10 protein-coding genes are annotated in these 16841 nt (G+C 65.0%); 3 read left to right on the top strand and 7 right to left on the bottom strand.

Features of this window, described 5'->3' with window-relative positions; all coding sequences use genetic code 11:
• Positions 1 to 244 precede the first annotated feature (244 nt).
• The 6 genes from V3C34_RS17740 to V3C34_RS09105 all read right to left on the bottom strand — a co-directional run bounded on the left by V3C34_RS17740 (position 245) and on the right by V3C34_RS09105 (position 10048).
• Positions 245 to 580 (bottom strand): transposase, encoded by a 336-nt coding sequence (locus V3C34_RS17740; RefSeq protein WP_428832159.1) that lies wholly within the window; start codon positions 578 to 580, stop codon positions 245 to 247.
• A 275-nt stretch (positions 581 to 855) separates the two neighbouring features.
• A complete protein-coding gene (locus tag V3C34_RS09125) occupies positions 856 to 1866 on the bottom strand; it encodes a hypothetical protein (protein WP_346006816.1) in 1011 nt (336 codons plus the stop codon).
• An 89-nt stretch (positions 1867 to 1955) separates the two neighbouring features.
• The gene (locus V3C34_RS09120) at positions 1956 to 5144 is read right to left on the bottom strand and encodes a type I restriction endonuclease subunit R (RefSeq protein WP_346006815.1); all 3189 of its coding nucleotides are present in this window, start codon (positions 5142 to 5144) and stop codon (positions 1956 to 1958) included.
• Positions 5144 to 6430 carry a restriction endonuclease subunit S gene (locus tag V3C34_RS09115; RefSeq protein WP_346006814.1) on the bottom strand — a complete coding sequence of 429 codons (1287 nt, stop codon included), beginning with the start codon at positions 6428 to 6430 and terminating at the stop codon, positions 5144 to 5146. Before V3C34_RS09115 ends, V3C34_RS09120 begins: the two co-directional genes overlap by 1 nt.
• Entirely contained in the window at positions 6430 to 8049 is a 1620-nt protein-coding gene (locus V3C34_RS09110) for a class I SAM-dependent DNA methyltransferase (protein ID WP_346006813.1), read from the bottom strand. Before V3C34_RS09110 ends, V3C34_RS09115 begins: the two co-directional genes overlap by 1 nt.
• 1 nt (position 8050) lies before the next feature.
• Positions 8051 to 10048: a hypothetical protein gene (locus V3C34_RS09105; RefSeq protein WP_346006812.1), complete on the bottom strand. Its 1998-nt coding sequence runs from the start codon at positions 10046 to 10048 to the stop codon at positions 8051 to 8053.
• Between the two features lie 179 nt (positions 10049 to 10227).
• Here V3C34_RS09105 and V3C34_RS09100 point away from each other — a divergent pair, with 179 nt between their 5' ends.
• From V3C34_RS09100 to V3C34_RS09090, 3 genes are all read left to right on the top strand, one after another.
• Positions 10228 to 11673: a hypothetical protein gene (locus V3C34_RS09100; protein WP_346006811.1), complete on the top strand. Its 1446-nt coding sequence runs from the start codon at positions 10228 to 10230 to the stop codon at positions 11671 to 11673.
• 76 nt (positions 11674 to 11749) lie between these two features.
• Positions 11750 to 12238: a hypothetical protein gene (locus V3C34_RS09095; protein WP_346006810.1), complete on the top strand. Its 489-nt coding sequence runs from the start codon at positions 11750 to 11752 to the stop codon at positions 12236 to 12238.
• Positions 12239 to 12306: 68 nt separating this feature from the next.
• A complete protein-coding gene (locus V3C34_RS09090) occupies positions 12307 to 13572 on the top strand; it encodes a hypothetical protein (RefSeq protein WP_346006809.1) in 1266 nt (421 codons plus the stop codon).
• A gap of 566 nt (positions 13573 to 14138) precedes the next feature.
• On the opposite strand, the gene V3C34_RS09085 is transcribed toward V3C34_RS09090, so the two are convergent.
• Positions 14139 to 16676 (bottom strand): DUF4268 domain-containing protein, encoded by a 2538-nt coding sequence (locus tag V3C34_RS09085; RefSeq protein ID WP_346006808.1) that lies wholly within the window; start codon positions 16674 to 16676, stop codon positions 14139 to 14141.
• Positions 16677 to 16841 lie beyond the last annotated feature (165 nt).

Here is a 16841-nt window from a genome sequence, read left to right as displayed (position 1 = left end):
GACCTCTGGTTTGTGTAGACACTAGGCATCAGCGGAGAGGCTTGCAGTTTCTTTGCTTCTTTCCAGTGGCGAAAGGCGGCTACGCGACACCCGCGAGCGCTGTAAGCGAGAAGAGGGCTTTACGCCCGGGGAGAACCACGACTCTGGCGTATCTACGCCCATGATGGAGGTACCCGGAGACCGCATCACACTCACGCCGGATCATCAGGGATCTGCATCGACAGCAGGTCCAGGGCCTCGGGGGTCAGCCGGGCGGTCTCGTCCAGCAGCTCGTCGACCGAGGACGACCGCAGGGACGATGTCCCGCAGCATCTCCAGGTAGCGCCGCGCGGCGTAGGACCGCGTTCTCCTGCTTCAGGCGCCACATCCGTTTCTTCGCCTCACGCAGCTCGGCCTTCTCATTCGCTGTCGTTCCCGGCTTCACACCATCCTCGACATCGGCGGTCTTCATCCAGTTCGTCAGCTGCGACTCGCTGATGCCGAAGTCGGCAGCGATCCGCTTCAGATGAACGCCCGGCTCACGGTTCCTCGCGACTCGAAGCACATTATCGCGGAACTCTCCGGGGTACGGCTTCGGCACGGTCCCCCGCGCGAGGTACGAAGTGGCGGACGAGACGCGGATAGCACATGTTCGACGAAGAGCGTGCTCGCGCACCACGGCCCTCGGTCTCGGAGCGGCAAGCCGGCCGCCTAATGGCGCGTGCCAGGCCTCGGGAGAGGATCGCTGACGTCGTGTCAGTGGTGAACCCGGCACGTTGGGGAGGCTGACCTCCCGGCTGCCCTACAGTCCTATCGCCACGCCCCTTAGGCGTTTGGTCAAGACTGCTGGAGGTCTGACTGTCAGTTCGGGGACGATCAGATGCTGGAGGGACGATCTGTTAGGTAGCGCTCCAATTCCTCAAGCGCGGCCCGTTCACTTTTAGGGCGATCGGCCTTACGCTGCGATACCCACCTGGCCGTTTCAACCAGATCCACATTTTCCTGATGTGAGGCGGAGGGCTGGCTAGACGTCCTGAGCCGGATCACTTGTTCAACAAGCTCCTGCCCACAGTCCGGAACGGGATCAAGCACGGTCAGCCCGTTCCGGATGGACGCATCTGTCACGGTCGGGTGTCCTTCTGGAGAAAACCAGAGCCCCCTGAGAAGCCCAACTCGATACCCAGCGGGCCAAGTATTAAGGTCATCGGACTTCAAACACGGATCGAGACCGTCCCACTTCACTACAAAGGTCTCCCGCATCACCCTCTGTCCGACAGCCACCCCGAGTTCCTGTTGATGGTGCTCCTCGAGTGCGGGGAGATTCGCAGCCTCGAGGCGACGCCGAAGCACCCCCGCCTGGAAAGTGGCTGGCTGCTCCACGAGATCCCTGATAAGAGACGCAGGCCTCCCCTCCGAGAACATTCCCAAGCGACGAACAACCCACCGCGACCATGTCAAACCCCCATCGAGCGCCAAGTCGACCATCTCGTCACGGATGCGGGGGTTTCGCGCCCTGCCGTGACCGCCTCCGAACTCGTTCCGGATGACGCCGAGGTTTTGCGCCATCTTCGACGCTTGAGAAGCCATTCGAGCAAAGTCGCCCCCCTCAGTGAGGTCCCGTCCAGGTTGTGCGGCAAGGAGGCGGTGCGCTCCACTGACAATACCTTTGAGGTCGGCCTCAGGCTTTTCCGGATCTCCCGCAATGTCGAACGCCACGCGCCCAACTGACTCCACCAAGCACTTCACGTCACCAAGAGCTTGGCTGTCGTCGTCCGCCTCCAGCGAGCGATGAAGGCGTTCCAGCTCCGCCGCGATGCAACCCCAATGATCGTCTCCGAGAAAAGCTGGCCGTTCGATTTGAAAGCGTTCGTATCTTGCTGCTGGCACTACCCCTCCTGTGCCTCTTGTAAGCCTGCGCTAGGCGCACCACGCGTCGCCCCGCAAGTTGCTCTCCTTGGAGCGCGTCTCCCTGCGACCTATCCCACGGCTGCATACCCCGGCGCCATCGCCTCCATCTGCTCGATCACCAACCGGATCGCCTCCGGCTGCTTGTCCGGCGGGTACTTGTTCAGCACGAGCAACCGCTTGATAGATGACCGCAGTTTCGCCCGCACGTCGTCGCGTGAGGTCCAGTCGGTCTTGATGTCCCGCTGCATGATCGTCACGAGCTCCCGGGCGATCCTCGCCAGGACCTCGTCACCCATCAGTTCGACGGCGGACTCGTTCTGCGACACCGCGTCGAAGAACGCGAGCTCGTCCTCACCCAGAGCGGGGTCGAACTCCTCCCCACGCTTCGCTTCGTGGGCGATGTCCTTGGCCATCTCGATCAGCTCGGCGATGACCTCGGCGGAGGTGAGCTGCTGGTTGGTGTACTTGTTCATCAGCTCGGTGAGCCGCTCGGAGAAGGCCCGCTGCCGCACGAGGTTGTGCCGCGACACCTTGCCCGACTCCTCGGTCAGCATCGCGCGCAGCGCCTCGATGGCCAGGTGCGGGTTCGTCGCGGACGTAGCCTGCTCGACAAAATCCGGCCCCAGGTCCGCCAGGCTCGGTTTTGGGAGGCCGGCCGCCTCATAGATGTCGATGATCTCGCCGGACACCGTCGACTCGGCCACGAGCCGGCTGAGCAGACGCTGGATGTCATCCGGGAGAGGCTCACCGCGGGCCTGACGCTCCTGGGCGTCGAATTTGCCCATGTAGACGCGCACTTCCTCGTAGAAGCGCACCTCAGGACGCAGGTGGTCCAGCGTCTGCGACCCGGACGCGATCGCCCAGGCCCGCGACAGCTGGGAGCTGAGCTTGCGGAAACGATCGGTCAGGCTCTCCTCCCCTTCGGCCAAATCGTGGTTTCCGGCCGTGGCGGGCGAACGCAGGTGCTCCGTCATGCCGACGGCCGCCTTGAGCCAGGACGTGGGCCCGCCGTCGAGCGCCGCCTTCCAGTTGTACCCGGCGCACAGCTCACCGACCTGGGCGACGAGGGTCTCGGTCAGGGTCACTGCCTCGTCGATGTGGCGGCCCATCGGCTTGGCCGCCTGATCACTAGCGCTGTACTCGGCGAGCGCGGCGTTAAGGTTCTCGGCCAGCGGGGCGTAGGCGACGAGCAGCCCGTCCTGCTTGCCCCGGTACGTGCGGTTGACCCGAGCAAGCGTCTGCATGAGGAGCGCACCCTTGAGCGGCCGGTCAAGGTAGAGGGTGTGAAGCGGCGGCGAGTCGTAGCCGGTGAGCATCATGTCCTTGACGATGACGATCTCCAGCTCGTCGTCGACGTCGCGCAGACGCTGCTTGATGACCTTGTTGTCCGAGTCGCGGCGCACGTGGTCGGAGACCGGCGGCTGGTCGGTGGCGTTGCCCGAGTAGACGACCTTGATCCGACCGGACTCCAGGTCGCCGGAGTGCCAGTCAGGGCGAAGGGAGATGATCTCGCCGTAGAGGTTGGCGCAGATCTCGCGTGTACCCCCGACGATCATCGCCTTGCCGGGTGCGCCGATGGCCTTGACCAGCTGGGAGCGGCGGTTCTCCCAGTGCTCGACGATGTCGGCGGCGAGGGCCTTCAGTCGTGCGGGTGCGCCGTAGAGGGCGTTGATCACGGCCACGGACTTCTCGATGCGCTCCCGCTCAGCGAGGTCGAGCCCGATCGCGGCCTCGTCCGCAGCCGTGTCGATGTCGTCCTCGGAGACGCCCTCGGCGAGGCCGACCTTGATCAGTCGCGGCTCGAAGTAGACGGGGACGGTCGCCCCGTCCTCCACCGCGCGGGACAGGTCGTAGATGTCGATGTAGTCGCCGAAGACCTCGCGGGTGTTGCGGTCAGTGAAGGAGATCGGGGTGCCGGTGAAGGCGATGAGGGTCGCCTTGGGCAGAGCATCCTTGAGGTGTCGGGCGTACCCGTCGAGGTCGTCGTAGTGGCTGCGGTGGGCCTCATCGACGACGACGATGATGTTGGACCGGTCGGAGAGCATCGGGTGGTCGGCACCGGAGTCGCGCTCGGCCTTGCTCAGCCCGAACTTCTGCAGCGTCGTGAAGTAGATGCCTCCGGTCATCCGCGAGGCGAGCTCCTCGCGCAGCTGCGCCCGGCGCGTGACCTGCACCGGCGCCTCCGGCAGCAACTGGCTGCGCTGGAAGGTCTCGAAAAGCTGGCCGTCGAGCTCGGTGCGGTCGGTGACGACGACGATTGTCGGGTTGAGCAGCTTTGGGTGGCGCATCACCCGGTTGACGTAGATCTCCATCTCCATCGATTTGCCCGAGCCCTGGGTGTGCCAGACGACGCCCGCCTTGCCGTTGCTCTGCACCGCCTGCACCGTGGTGCCGACGGCCTTGCTCACCGCGAAGTACTGGTGCGGCTTCGCGATGCGCTTCAGCAGCCCACTGGCGTCGGAGTCGAAGGCGGTGAAGTCCCGCATGAGCTGCAGGAACCGCTCAAGGTTGAAGACCCCGTCGATGAGGTGCTCCAGACCGGTGCCATAGTGACTGTCCTCATGTACGACGCCGAGGGTGATCGGCGCACCGTCGTCGTCGACGTTCCACGGTGAGTAGTGGTTGAGCGGGGTGAAGGGGGTTCCGTACCTCGCCGAGAGCCCGTCACTGGCCACTGTCATCACCACGGTGCGGAAGGCCATCGGCAGGTCACGCACGTAGGTGGTCAGCTGGGCGTGGGCGGCGGTGATGTCGATGTTGGCCGCGCCGGCCTGCTTGAGCTCGATGACCGCGACCGGCAGACCGTTGAGGTAGAGCACCACGTCGAAGCGTCGCTGGACCTCCCCCGAGCGGACGGTCACCTGGTTGACGGCGAGGTAGTCGTTGTCCTCGACCCGTGCGCCGACGAGTCGGATCGTCGGGTTCTCCTCCTGGCCGTCGGCGTCGAGGTAGCTCACGCCGCGGTACCCGTCGACGAGGTAGCGGTGGAAGCGGAAGTTCTCCGTGATCGCGTCCTGCGACTTCGGCGCGAGGACGTCGGCCATCGCCTGCTGCAGGTACTCGGTGGGCACGGTGGGGTTGAGGCGGGTCAGGGCGGCCATCAGGCGCGAAGGGATGACCGGGTCGTCCCACGTGGCCCGCTCCCCCGAGCCCGGCGCGACCGCCGTGCCCGGCAGCGCCGGCCACTCGTGCTCGGCCAGCGCCTCCAGCGCGAGCTGCTCCCACGCGTCCTCCGTGAAACTGGCCACTTGGACCATCACGCCACCCCCTCGACCACTGATTCCGCATCATTGACGGTGACCCTGCCCGACATGAGGAGCGGGAGCAACGCATCGCGCGTATCCGCAAGCGATGCAGATTCCCTTTCTGCGGCCTCTGCCCGCCGGTGCAAGGCGTCGGCAGTGTCGGCGAAGTTCTGCATGATGTCGCTCGAAGCCAGGTGAATGTGGAAGTTCTTGAACTTGCCGCGACTGAGCTCCAAGAACGTGGCACCGTTGGCGTGGCTCACGAACTCGGGCACCCGTCGTCGCATCTCGTGGAAGAGCCACCACTGCGGCACGTCGCCCTTGGAGTTCACGACGATGAATCCCTGGTTGACCGCCATCGGTTTCTGCGCCACTGCGAACGCGCCGATCGTCGCTCGGGATGTCATGAGGATGGACCCAGTCGGGTACAGCACCGATGGACAGTTGTCGAGACCTGCTTGCGTGATCCGACGACTGGTTGACGTGAGGTAGGGCCCGTGTAGGGCCGTCACATCCGTCGGCGTTGCCCAGTTGATCTCGCCGCCCCAGTACTCCGCAATCTTCGTCTTCGGGGTGCCCCCGCCACCGACGTCAGCGACGTCAGCGAACGTCAGGTCCGAGACGGACGACTGCACCCCGGCATCAACAAAGTACGCATCCGCCAGTTGTCCAAGGGTCGTCACGAGACGGGTATTAGCGGCGATCTTGTCGTCGAGCGCCTCCAGCACCTCTACGATCGCGTCCTGCTTCGCCCGTCCCGGTGCCAACAAGTGGAGCGCCTTCGCTTCTGGGTAATACATCGTCTGATGGGTTGACCCGTGCGAGAAGCGACGAATGCTTTCCTGCTCAAGAACCAAGGCGTAGTGAAGGTACTTGGAGTTGAGCTCCGATCCACACACCCAGTTCACGAAGTCTTGGCTGGTCGCCATCGGCACGCCCATGGACACGACGTACCCAACAGACGCTGTTCGTGACAGGCACACGGTGCCAGCCGGAAGGAGTCGCGCCGATGAATTGTCCAGACCGGCTTGAGTCACATGCTGTTCGGTGTCGTAGATCGTTCGACCGTGATTGCCAGTTGCGTCACGAATACCGATCCACGGCACGCCGCCGTCCCAGTACTCCTCCACTCGGCGACTAGGAGTGTGGCCACTCTCCAACCGAGCGACGTCGGACAGAGGGACCCAAGAGAAGCCCTCCGGCGTGACGCCATCAGGCTTCCCCACGCTGATGGCGAACCTGCCCAGGATGACGCCTTGAGTCGCGTCGCGCCCTCCTGTCTTCGTTGCTCGCGCCATCAGAACCTCCCCAACTGCTCGCGCACAACCTGCTCCAGCCGTGTCGACTCATCAAACTGCGCAAACAGTTCAGTTGTTAGGCGCTCGATCTTGCCCTCCACCGGCTCGCCGTCGTCCTCCAGCTCCGGCGCCCCGACATACCGCCCAGGCGTGAGCGCATAGTCCGAGGCCTTGATCTCCGCGAGAGTCTTCGTCGCGCAGAACCCAGGGATGTCCTCGTACTCCAGCCCCTTCGCGACGGCTGACGCCGAACCCCGCCACGCGTGGAAGGTCTCGGCAATCCGCGCAATGTCCCCAGGCGCCAGCGACCGTTCGGCGCGGTCGACCATGAACCCGAGCTCCCGGGCGTCGATGAAGAGCACCTGCCCGGTGCGGTCAGTCGCCCCCTTCGTCCCGGCGCTCTTGTCCTTGGCGAAGAACCACACGCACACCGGGATCCCGGTGGATCGGAAGAGCTGGGTCGGCAGCGCGACCATGCACGAGACCATGTCCGCCTCGACGATCCGGGCGCGGATCTCCCCTTCGCCACCAGTGTTGGACGACATCGACCCGTTGGCCATGACCACGCCGGCCTGCCCACCCGGTGCCAACTTGGACAGGATGTGCTGGATCCAAGCGTAGTTGGCGTTGTTCTTCGGCGGCACTCCGTAGACCCAGCGGGGGTCCTGCTCGGCGCGGTGCCAGTCCTTGATGTTGAAGGGAGGGTTCGCCATGACGTAGTCCATGGACAGCTCCGCGTGGTAGTCACGCACGAAGGTGTCGCCCCATCGGTTGGCCAGACCCTTGTTGCCGATGCCGTGGATCGCGAGGTTCATCTTCGCCATCCGCCAGGTGCGCTCGTTGTGCTCCTGGCCGTAGATCGACACGTCTTTCGGGTCGCCGTCGTGCTCGTAGACGAACTTCTCCGTTTGCACGAACATGCCGCCCGAGCCGCAGCACGGGTCGTAGACCCGGCCACTGCTCGGCTGGAGTACCTCGACAAGTACCTTGACCACGCTCGCCGGCGTGTAGAACTCGCCACCGCGCTTGCCCTCGGCCCGGGCGAACTTCTCCAGGAAGTACTCGTAGACCTCACCGAGCAGGTCACGGGCCCTCCCTTCGCCCTGCCGCGAGAAGCGGGCACTGTTGAAGAGGTCGAGCAGCTCCCCCAGCCGGCGCTGGTCGACGTTGTCGCGGTTGAAGATCCGCGGCAAGGTCCCCGCCAGGCTCGGGTTGGTGCCCATGACGTAGTCCATCGCCTCGTCGACGAGCTGGCCGATGGTCTTCGGCGGCTCGCCACCCGCGGCTGGCAGACCCTTGGCGTTCTGCGCGAGGTAGGTCCAGCGCGCCCGCGGCGGGACGACGAAGACCCCGTACCCCTGGTACTCCTCCGGGTCGTCGATGAGCATCTCGACCTGCTCGTCGTCCATCCCCTGCTCGGTCAGCTCCGCGCGGATTGCCTCCCGACGCTCCTCGTAGGCATCGGAGACGTACTTGAGGAAGATCAGCCCGAGGATGACGTCCTTGTACTGCGCGGCGTCCATCGAGCCACGCAGCTTGTCGGCCGCCTTCCACAGGGTGTCCTTGAGCTCCTTCATCGTTGACGGAGCGTTCGGGTCCTTCTTCGTCCTCGGTGGCATATCAATGTCCTTCCTCGGTGGGGTCTGTGGAGATGGTCAGTGCGCCCGTGGCGACGCCATGGGACAACTCGTGAGCAAGTTCGGAGAGGCGAGCAATCCGGTCCCTGGCGCTGGCTTCCTCGACGGCCAGCTGTCGTAGGGCGGAGCTGAGGGCGTCGGCCTCGTGGGTGGGAACCCGAGGGATACGCCACGCCCGCCAGTGCGGCGAGCGAGGCGGCAGATCGTTGATCGCTTGTGCGACCGCCTCGGGCACGAGCCCGCCACCACGGGTGCACCGCAGAACCTTCGCGGGATAGGCCACCACCGACAGGCCCACGTCATCGACCATCGCTGCTGGTGTCGGCGAGACGCAGAAGACGACGTCACCCGGCTCCGTGCGACGAGCACGAGGCGCCACGATCTCAAGGTCCAGAGGATCGAGACCGCGACGGGGCCGCGGCGGATCGCGTACCGCATCGGCGTCGATGACTCGCACTCCGGTTGACGACTGGGGCGCCGGGTCCAGGCGCGATCCGCCCTGCACGTAGGCAAGACCTGCACGGACTGCTTCGTCGATGCTCAGGTCGGCGTGAGGCGCTGACCCCTCGCTTGGCTCGACCGTGAACCCGTCAAGGAGGTCGCTGGACGTGAGCTCAACACGGAGTTCAGTCATGCGCTGGCGGACCGAGACGGCACTGGCGGCCCCCGAACGCGCTGGGACGCGGTCGGGTCCGGCGCCCGGCGCAACGATGGCGCCCTGACCAGCCAGCAAGTTCGACGTCGCGTGGAGGCGCGCAAACCGGAAGGCGTGTGTCGCTCGCGCGACCTCGCTCAGCGACGCGACGACGTCGGTGGCGATGTCGTCCACGACGTCGGGCCGCAGGGTCTCGTTCGTCAGGTCGGCGGTCGCCATCCGCCGAGCCTCGACCTTGACCGAGGCCGGTTCCCCGCCCAGTACCCACAGACCAAGCACCATCCGCGAGCCGTCCGACACCAACCCGTGCGGCAGGCGCAGAGCGCACCTCAGGCGTCCCAATCGGATGAAGTGATCACGCTGCTGATCCAGGTCAACACTGCCCAACCCGTCGCACAGGACGGATGCCGGACCGATGACGAGGGCGCGCTGCTGCTCATGCAGGTCCAGCTGGATGTCGTCGGCTGCGGCGAGGATCGACGCCGCGTCGGTCGCACCGCTCGGCCGCGGGATGCGCGTGATGACAAGCGGAAGCGCGCCCTCGGGCGCTACGCCCACGACGCTCCGACCCCGGGTCGCGTGGAGTCGACGCGCCGACCGGTCCGCAGGAGAGTCACCCGCGATGAGGACGTGAGCGATGGCTCCTTCGCCCAAGTGGGTCAGGACAGAGTCCACGAGGTCGGGGTCGGACTCCCCGACCCCCGTGATGGCGATGTCGCGCTCAGCGTCCAAGGCCACCGCGGCACCGATCGTGCCCAGGAGGTCAAGAGCCTCCGGGGTCAGGTCGGCCTGGGTGACCGGCTTCCTCGCTCGGACACGCGCGTAGGCCGTCGTTGCGTCCCACAAGGCGTCAGCGAGCCGCTCCGCGTACTCGGCGAGCTCCGCTAGCTCATCGCCTGCGGCCACGAGCTCTCGCACGAGGTGGTTGTCCTCCGGATCGACCTCATCTGCCGTGCTCACGATCTCGGCCGGCGAGGTGTCACACAGGTCCAGACCTGTGCGCGCCTTGAGGCAGAGGAGTGCCTCCAATGCCGCGCGCACCACGTCGTCGTCCAGTCGTACGATCGGTCGAGCATGAGCCAGGGCGTCAGCTGCAGCCTCCGGATTGTTGCCCCTCTTCGTCGCCCCGAGCCACGCGACCACTTCGGCCATCGAGAAGAGCTCTACGCCGGCGCGAATCTCCACCGGCTCCGGGAAGGGGACGACCGCGCCACGAATGACCGGCCGCCGCCGCCAGGTCGACACGACGGCACGCTGGACGTGGGCCAGAGCTGCGATGTCCGACAGCGACATGACTTCTGCAGTCATCACGCGGCGCTGGGGCATCGGTCCACCTGCTGATCCTTGGATGGGCGTCGTACTGGCAGAACCCAACGTAGACGGAACGACCGACAAGCACGAGCGACGGTGCCGATAAGCCCCCTTATCAGGAAGCCTGCTCGCCAAGGACTGAGCGCGGAGTTGACGCTGGAGGCACGACACGGAACCCAGCGAAAGGCAAGTTCATGACGACCGACTCGACGCCCCAGACAGCCACATACGACCCGGCCACCTCCACGATCTTCGTGTCCGAGCTCAAGGTGAACCAGCCTGCAGTGACCCAGGAAGCCCTCCGCTGGTCGACCGGAACTCGCGGCGCTCCCGTGCAGGGTGATGACCTCGCGGACTGCGACCTCACTCCCTTCGTCATCCAGGCACTCACCGTGGGCGCGACGGCCATCAGCGCCGCCGGCGGGGCGCAGGACACCTACAACCTCGAGCAGCTGATCCACGACGTGGGTCACCGGACGACCGAAACCGCCCGGCACGCTGCAGAGTCCACCAAGAAGATGACGAGCGACGCCGCCGAGGCCATGGAGAAGGCCACCACCACGGTCCGCAAGTCCCTGGCGGAGTCGAGCGATGCATCCAGGAAGTCCATCGGTGACACCGTGACCGCAGCTCGCAAGGACCTGCGCGAGGAGCTGACGCGGCTCTTCGGAGGCGAGGACCCCGAGTTCGTCGCACGCCTCCAGCCCGTCCTCGACGACTTCACCACGAAGCTGACCAAGCGCACGGACGAGCACACGTCGTCGATGTTCGAGAAGGCGACCAAGGCTCTCAACCCTGACGACCCCACGTCGCCGATCGCCAAGCAGATGGCGGCCTTCGACAAGCGGCACGTCCAGCTCGTCGAGCAGTCGGCCAAGCAGAACGATGAGCTGAAGGCGAAGGTCGTCGAGCTCACCCAAGCGTTCGAGGTGCAGAAGGCTGCCTCCGCCGCGACGAGGGCGGTTGCCAACGTCACCCCGATCAAGGGCGCGAGCTACGAGGACAACGCGGGTGCTGCGATCGCCGCGCTGGCCAACGGGTTCGGCGACGAGTACGTCGCCACCGGGACCACGACCGGCGCGATCCCCTACTGCAAGAAGGGTGATGGCGTGCTGAGCATTGCGGACACCACGGCGAAGGTGGTCATGGAGATGCACACGTCATTCTCCGGGCAGAAGCGCGTGTGGGGTGACTACCTCGATGAGGCCGAGCGCAATCGCGGTGCCGCCGCTTCCCTCGGGCTCGTGCCCTCGGTCGACGAGAACGACGGGCACAGGGTCAGGACGATCGGCGGTCGCCGGATCGTCATGGCCTTCGACCCGGAGAACGACGACGTGTCCCTGCTGCACACCGTGATCTGCCTCCTGCGCGCAGCGTCGCTCGCCGCGACCACGCGCGACAACGGCGGCGAGATCGAGATCGCTCGCGAGCGGATCGATGAGGCGGTGGAGGCACTGGGGCGCCTGGACGAGATCCAGAAGGCCGCCGGTCAGATCCGCAAGCACAGCGACAAGGTCGCCAGCCAGGCCGACGGCCTGCAGACCACCCTGAACCGGCTCCTGCTGCAGGCACAGACCGCGCTGGCCGGAACCAAGCTCGCGTCCGTCACCGACGCCGACGCGAGGACCGGCGTCGCCTGACCCCGGTCGGCTGGGTCGTGCCCTGGAGGGATGGGCACGACCCAGCACCCATCAACCCACCCCTGAAGGAGACACCATGAAGACCATCCTGCACCTGGCTGGCTACGCCACCACCGCACTCCTCGCCCTCTTGCTCGGGGCCGTGATCGGCAGCAGTGACACGAACGACACCGCAGCCTCTCGGGTCTCGCCTACGGCATCCACCGTCACCACGACGGCCACCTCCACGGTGACCGGCCCCGCGGTCACGGAGACCACGACCGAACCTCCGGTGACGAAGACCCAGACGAAGACGTCGACCAAGACGGTCACGGCGCAGCCGCCTGCGCCGGAAGCCGCCATTCCCGGCGATGGGACGTTCGCGGTCGGTGTGGACATCCAGCCCGGCACCTATGTCTCAGCACCTGCAGCGAGCGGAAACTGCTACTGGGCCCGCTTGAGCGGCAGCGACAGCTGGGACGACATCATCGCCAACAACAACTCCAGCGGTCAGTCCCTGGTGACCATCGCCGCCACGGACAAGTTCTTCGAGTCGAGTGGATGCAGTGACTGGACGAAGCGGTGACCGCGGGGCCCCCCAGCGCACTGGCTGTCGGTAGTGTCATGCGAAATCGCTCGAATCGGGGGTAGTAGATGGAATTCGAGATTCAACTCCTCAGCGATGGCGACGGACTCGCCGTCATCGGAAGCTCGAAGGCGGTAGAGCAGTTCCTCGCAGCCGAGAGACTTCAGTCCAGAGATCTATCTCTGCCTCGGTTGAGTGCTGCCTTGAGCGCCGGAGGGGCAATTGGGCAAGCCAGTTCCGAGATCGCGGCAAGCTCCGGACGCTGGGTGAAGTTGACGAAGGAATCTGTCGCGATCGCGAAGAAGCACGGGCTGCGGGAGAGTTCCACGTCGGGCCTGAGCACAGGAGTGGTCAAAGGCACCAAGGGCCAGATCAAGGGGTTCGTCGAGTTCTCCAAAGGGCCTGGAAGCGCACTCACCAACCCAGCTATTCTTGCCGGAGCTGCTGGGGTCATGGCGCAGTTGGCCATGCAGCAGACGATGGATGAGATCACTGACTATCTCGCTGAGATTGACGAGAAACTCGACAACGTCATGCGGGCACAGACCAACCAAGTCCTGGCAAGGATGGATGGAGCCGACCTCGCCATCCGCGAAGCGATGTCCATACGCGAGTCGGTAGGCGGCGTCTCGGACATCACCTGGTCCAAGGTCCAAGCGACCTCCACGACCGTTCTCGACACGCAGGCCTACGCTCTCCGCCAGCTGGGGGACCTCGCTGAGAAGATGGAGCGGATCGACAAGGTTGGAGATCTCGTCGACGCGACAAAGGAAGCTGAGCTGCAGGTACATCAGTGGCTTGCCGTCCTTGCACGCTGCTTTAAACTCCAGGACGCCATCGCCGTCCTGGAGTTGGATCGAGTGCTCAATGCGGCACCCGAAGACCTAGATCGGCACCGACGGGGCCTGAAGGCGGCCCGCCAAGATCGACTGGCGCTGATCTCGACCAGCACCGAGCGTCTCCTCAGCCGCATGCACGTGGCAGCGAATCGCGCGAACAGCACGGTGCTCGTCAATCCCTTTGACGGTCCAACGCTCGTCGCGGCAAGCAACAACGTGTCCGAGTCCATCGTCGTCTTCCACGGTCTACTGGGCGTCGAGCGCGGTTGGGAGGCAGTTGAGGCGCGCCGCTGGAAGAGCGCGGCATCCGAGGCCAAGGACAGGGCCATAGGGGTGGGCGCTGATCACCTCGACACCGCCAGGCGAGCCAGCGCGGAGACCCTTGGCAAGGCCAGGTGGGCATCGGGCCGAGCGTCCGATCGAGTCTCCACTCGCATGAAGTCGTGGCGCGGTATCCCCGACGAGGGATCGGACGACATCGGAGACAACAACTGAGGTGCACGACCGCAAGGACATGTCTCCCACGTTCCACGGATGAGCGCCTTTCAAGGTGTCAGGGACCCCTGGTGGACGAGCCCTCAGCCACGGCAGCAGCCCCACCCACTGCTGCCAACGCAGCCCTTAGCTGCGCCTGAGCGCCGATCATCCAGTCAATCGCGTCCTCCCACTGCTCGCGGTCGTCGATGGAGCTGGACGGCGACGGAGGAGGGACGCAGCGTCTGCACGGTCTCCTCGGGCGGGGTGCCGCGCACGAGTCTCTCGACGTCGGACCGCACGCCATGACGGTGCGCCCGCTCCTGCTGCGACGCGGCGGCGAAGGTGTCGGCGATCTGCTCAACGTAGTGGTCGGCGTAGGTGCGATCGTGCCCCGAGACCCGCCAGGCACCGAGGATCGCGTTGGCCGCAATATCGGGTTGCGAGGCACCTCCATCGATGTGGACGAACTGCAGAGCGCTCCGTAAGTGGGCGTATTGAGGGTGCTGTGCCCGCTCTCGGGCCCCAAGGGTGAAAGCACGAGGCCATGCAGGCACCTCTCAGGGGAGTGTCGTGCTCGGGAACCCTCAGTTCGTCACGGTGTAGTAGGCCTTCCTGAGCTGCGCCTGGGCTGAGATCAACCAGTCCACGGCGTCCTCCCACGAGTCTCTGTCCTCAACCGCGGAGAACGAGGAAGTCAGGGCGACCCGCGACGCCTTGCGGCCTTCCATCGGGTCCCACCTCGGGATCAAGTCGAGTTGGGCCTCGAACTCGTCCCGTCGCGCGAAAAGTGTCTGGTAGCGCTCGGAGTTCAGGTCGGCATCCGGCGAGTTGAGGTAGAGCTGCGCCTCCAGCCCCGACGTGGTCCACGCGCTCGAGACCACCACCCCGGACGTCCCCACCGAAGCGTCGATCCACGACGCGTTCGACGTAGTTCCGCGCGTCCACGTGGGGTGCTCGGCTCGCATGCGTTCCAGCGTCAGTTCCCAGAACTCCCGATAGAGGTTGGCCCTAGCGACGGTGCCGACCGGTTGTGCGCCCCCGAGGAACTCTTGCCGCACGTCGCGGAGCCGACGACCATCCGCAACAGACCAGAAGTACCAGCCGTTCGTGGCCCGTTGCCGCAGATGTCTCGCAGCTCCGGACGGGGTGTCGAAGACCTTGCCATTTAGGTGGATCAAGCAGTCTTCGCCGATGACAGCCTCCCGACCAACGAAGTCTCGATGAGTTGCGGCAAGAGTGTCACCCACCTCGAGCAGCCCCCCTTCGACCAGATGCTTCAGCTCCACCCAGTCTCCGGCCTTCGTCTGGGGATCGACAACCTTGCCGATGTGACCGCTCGGGACCGGCCAGACGCGCAGGAGGACATCGATGAGGTCACTGGTCCGGGCATCGATCCGATCCTCGTCCCAGTCCGACTCACCGACACTATCGACGAGTCGACCGGTGATCTTCAGCGTGTTGTGCTTCAGCAGAGCGGTGCGCTTGCTGGCCCAGGGCCCGTTGGACACCTTGGAGTTCAACGATGTGGTGAGCAACGTCAAGTTGCCCAGGCGGTTGACACGCTCCTGTCGCTCGAGTTCTCCCTCAGGCGTGTCGACGGGCCATGAGTCCTGCCACTTGCGCGGCAGGATGTGCTCGATCGGGTACCCGATCCGTTCCACCTGCGGTTGCCCCGTCTCAGCTCGGTAGTGGTTCTCGATCGCTTCGAGGAACGTTCGCAGCCGCGCCCGGGGAAAGCGCCGGTACACCGCCTCCGTGGACAGCGCCTGACGGATCTCGTCGTCGCCTGGCCAGTAAGTGCTGGTGACATTGAGTCGCGCGAGATGAGCGGTCACTCTCTCGCCCAGCTCGTCGGGAGGCGTTCCCTGGTTGGCTTGGATGATGTCCGCGATGATGCGCCCGAGATCCGAAGTCGTCATCCGCAGGAACTGCCGACGTACGATCCAGCTCTCCGCAACCGAGACCACCTCGTCGATGACGTCCTGCGGCACATTGCGCCCTGGCGCGTGCAGCCACAGCAGGAGAGGCTTAAGCAACTCGATGCCACCCGCTTGCATGCGGTATGTCGACATCTCGACCACACTCAGGACGCCACTCGGCCGCGACGCGGCCTCCGTCCACGCCTGGTACTGCCCCGCCTGCTCCTTGATGAGTGGGAGGAGGTCGGTCATCTGGTGATCGGTGTGGTGCTCGACATACGACTTGAACCTTGCGAAGGTCGCTTGAGGGCTAATCTCCTCCCCCAGTTGGGACATCAGCCACTGGTTGAGGAAGAGCGAGCTACGACTCACGAAGTAGCGTCCGACGCTCACCTCCTTCGTCCAGAACTTCTTCTCGAAGGGCCAGTCCTCCTTGTACACCTTTTGCGCATCGCCTCCTTCCGCTTCAACGCGCTGGAAGACGTAGTTGCGAACCAGGTCGGCAGCCGTCAACGGTGTGCCCCGCGCGTTGAGTGTCTCGAAAATCTCCTGCGAGTTCTCCGACGCCAGGAGCTCGATCGATACGAGGGTCAGCCCACCCTTGAGAACATCAGTCAACTCCTCTGCGCGTGCGGGGAACTCGTCCGTGTCCGGTTCACCCAGCCACTGTGAAACCACCGTGACGAAGTAGTGATGGGCCTTGACGATCAAGCTGTCAGCATGATCGAGCGACTCGTGGTCGATAGGCGCCTCGGCCGTCATCACCTCGTCAAACGCGGACCGGTCATCGTTGAGGTGACGTAACTTCAGCAGGCTCTCCCCCTCGCGCATGAAGTCAGCAGAATTGTGCGTCAAGGACTCGAGTTGGTTGGCCAGTCGCGTCAGACCCGCGCTGGACAAGATCGAGTGGGTCGCGTCCATCAGAAGCTGGAGCGTAGTGATGCGTTGCTGACCGTCGACGACGTTCCAGGCCGGGATCTTGTTGCCCTGGGGTGGCTGGCTCTGCAGGACCACGGCACCGAGGAAGTGCTGAGGGGCGAGGTGGGGTTGCGTCATGCGCAACTCAGTGACCCGCTGGATATCCTTCCACAGCGGATCCCACTGTTCGTCCTTCTTCCAGACATACGGTCGCTGGAAGAGCGGGATGACGAAATGCTGCGGCAGGCCAAGCATCTCGAGCGGGGTGCGCTTGAAGGTCTCCACGCTTTCGCATCTTGCCCCAAGATCGTCTGCAGGTGGGTCCGCGGTCCCACGTGGTTCGACGAAGCGGCGTCACCGATGCGGCTGGGGAATCTACGGTACGGACGATGTTCCAGCAGCGACGGGGGGTTTGGTGACTCGGTCATAATGCGACTGAGCGCGGATCTG

The organism is Janibacter terrae (assembly GCF_039636765.1).
GTDB classification, from domain to species: Bacteria; Actinomycetota; Actinomycetes; order Actinomycetales; family Dermatophilaceae; genus Janibacter; species Janibacter terrae.
The sequence above is the reverse complement of the archived record's forward strand: the minus strand, read 5'-3'. Positions and strand labels throughout refer to the sequence as shown.

Bases quoted from the DNA above. Each gene is read 5' to 3' on its own strand.
- V3C34_RS09095 (WP_346006810.1), top strand. From the start codon at position 11,750: ATGAAGACCATCCTGCACCTGGCTGGCTACGCCACCACCGCACTCCTC.
- V3C34_RS09100 (WP_346006811.1), top strand. From the start codon at position 10,228: ATGACGACCGACTCGACGCCCCAGACAGCCACATACGACCCGGCCACC.
- V3C34_RS09110 (WP_346006813.1), bottom strand. From the start codon at position 8,049: ATGCCACCGAGGACGAAGAAGGACCCGAACGCTCCGTCAACGATGAAG.
- V3C34_RS09120 (WP_346006815.1), bottom strand. From the start codon at position 5,144: ATGGTCCAAGTGGCCAGTTTCACGGAGGACGCGTGGGAGCAGCTCGCG.
- V3C34_RS09090 (WP_346006809.1), top strand. From the start codon at position 12,307: ATGGAATTCGAGATTCAACTCCTCAGCGATGGCGACGGACTCGCCGTC.
- V3C34_RS09105 (WP_346006812.1), bottom strand. From the start codon at position 10,048: ATGCCCCAGCGCCGCGTGATGACTGCAGAAGTCATGTCGCTGTCGGAC.
- V3C34_RS09115 (WP_346006814.1), bottom strand. From the start codon at position 6,430: ATGGCGCGAGCAACGAAGACAGGAGGGCGCGACGCGACTCAAGGCGTC.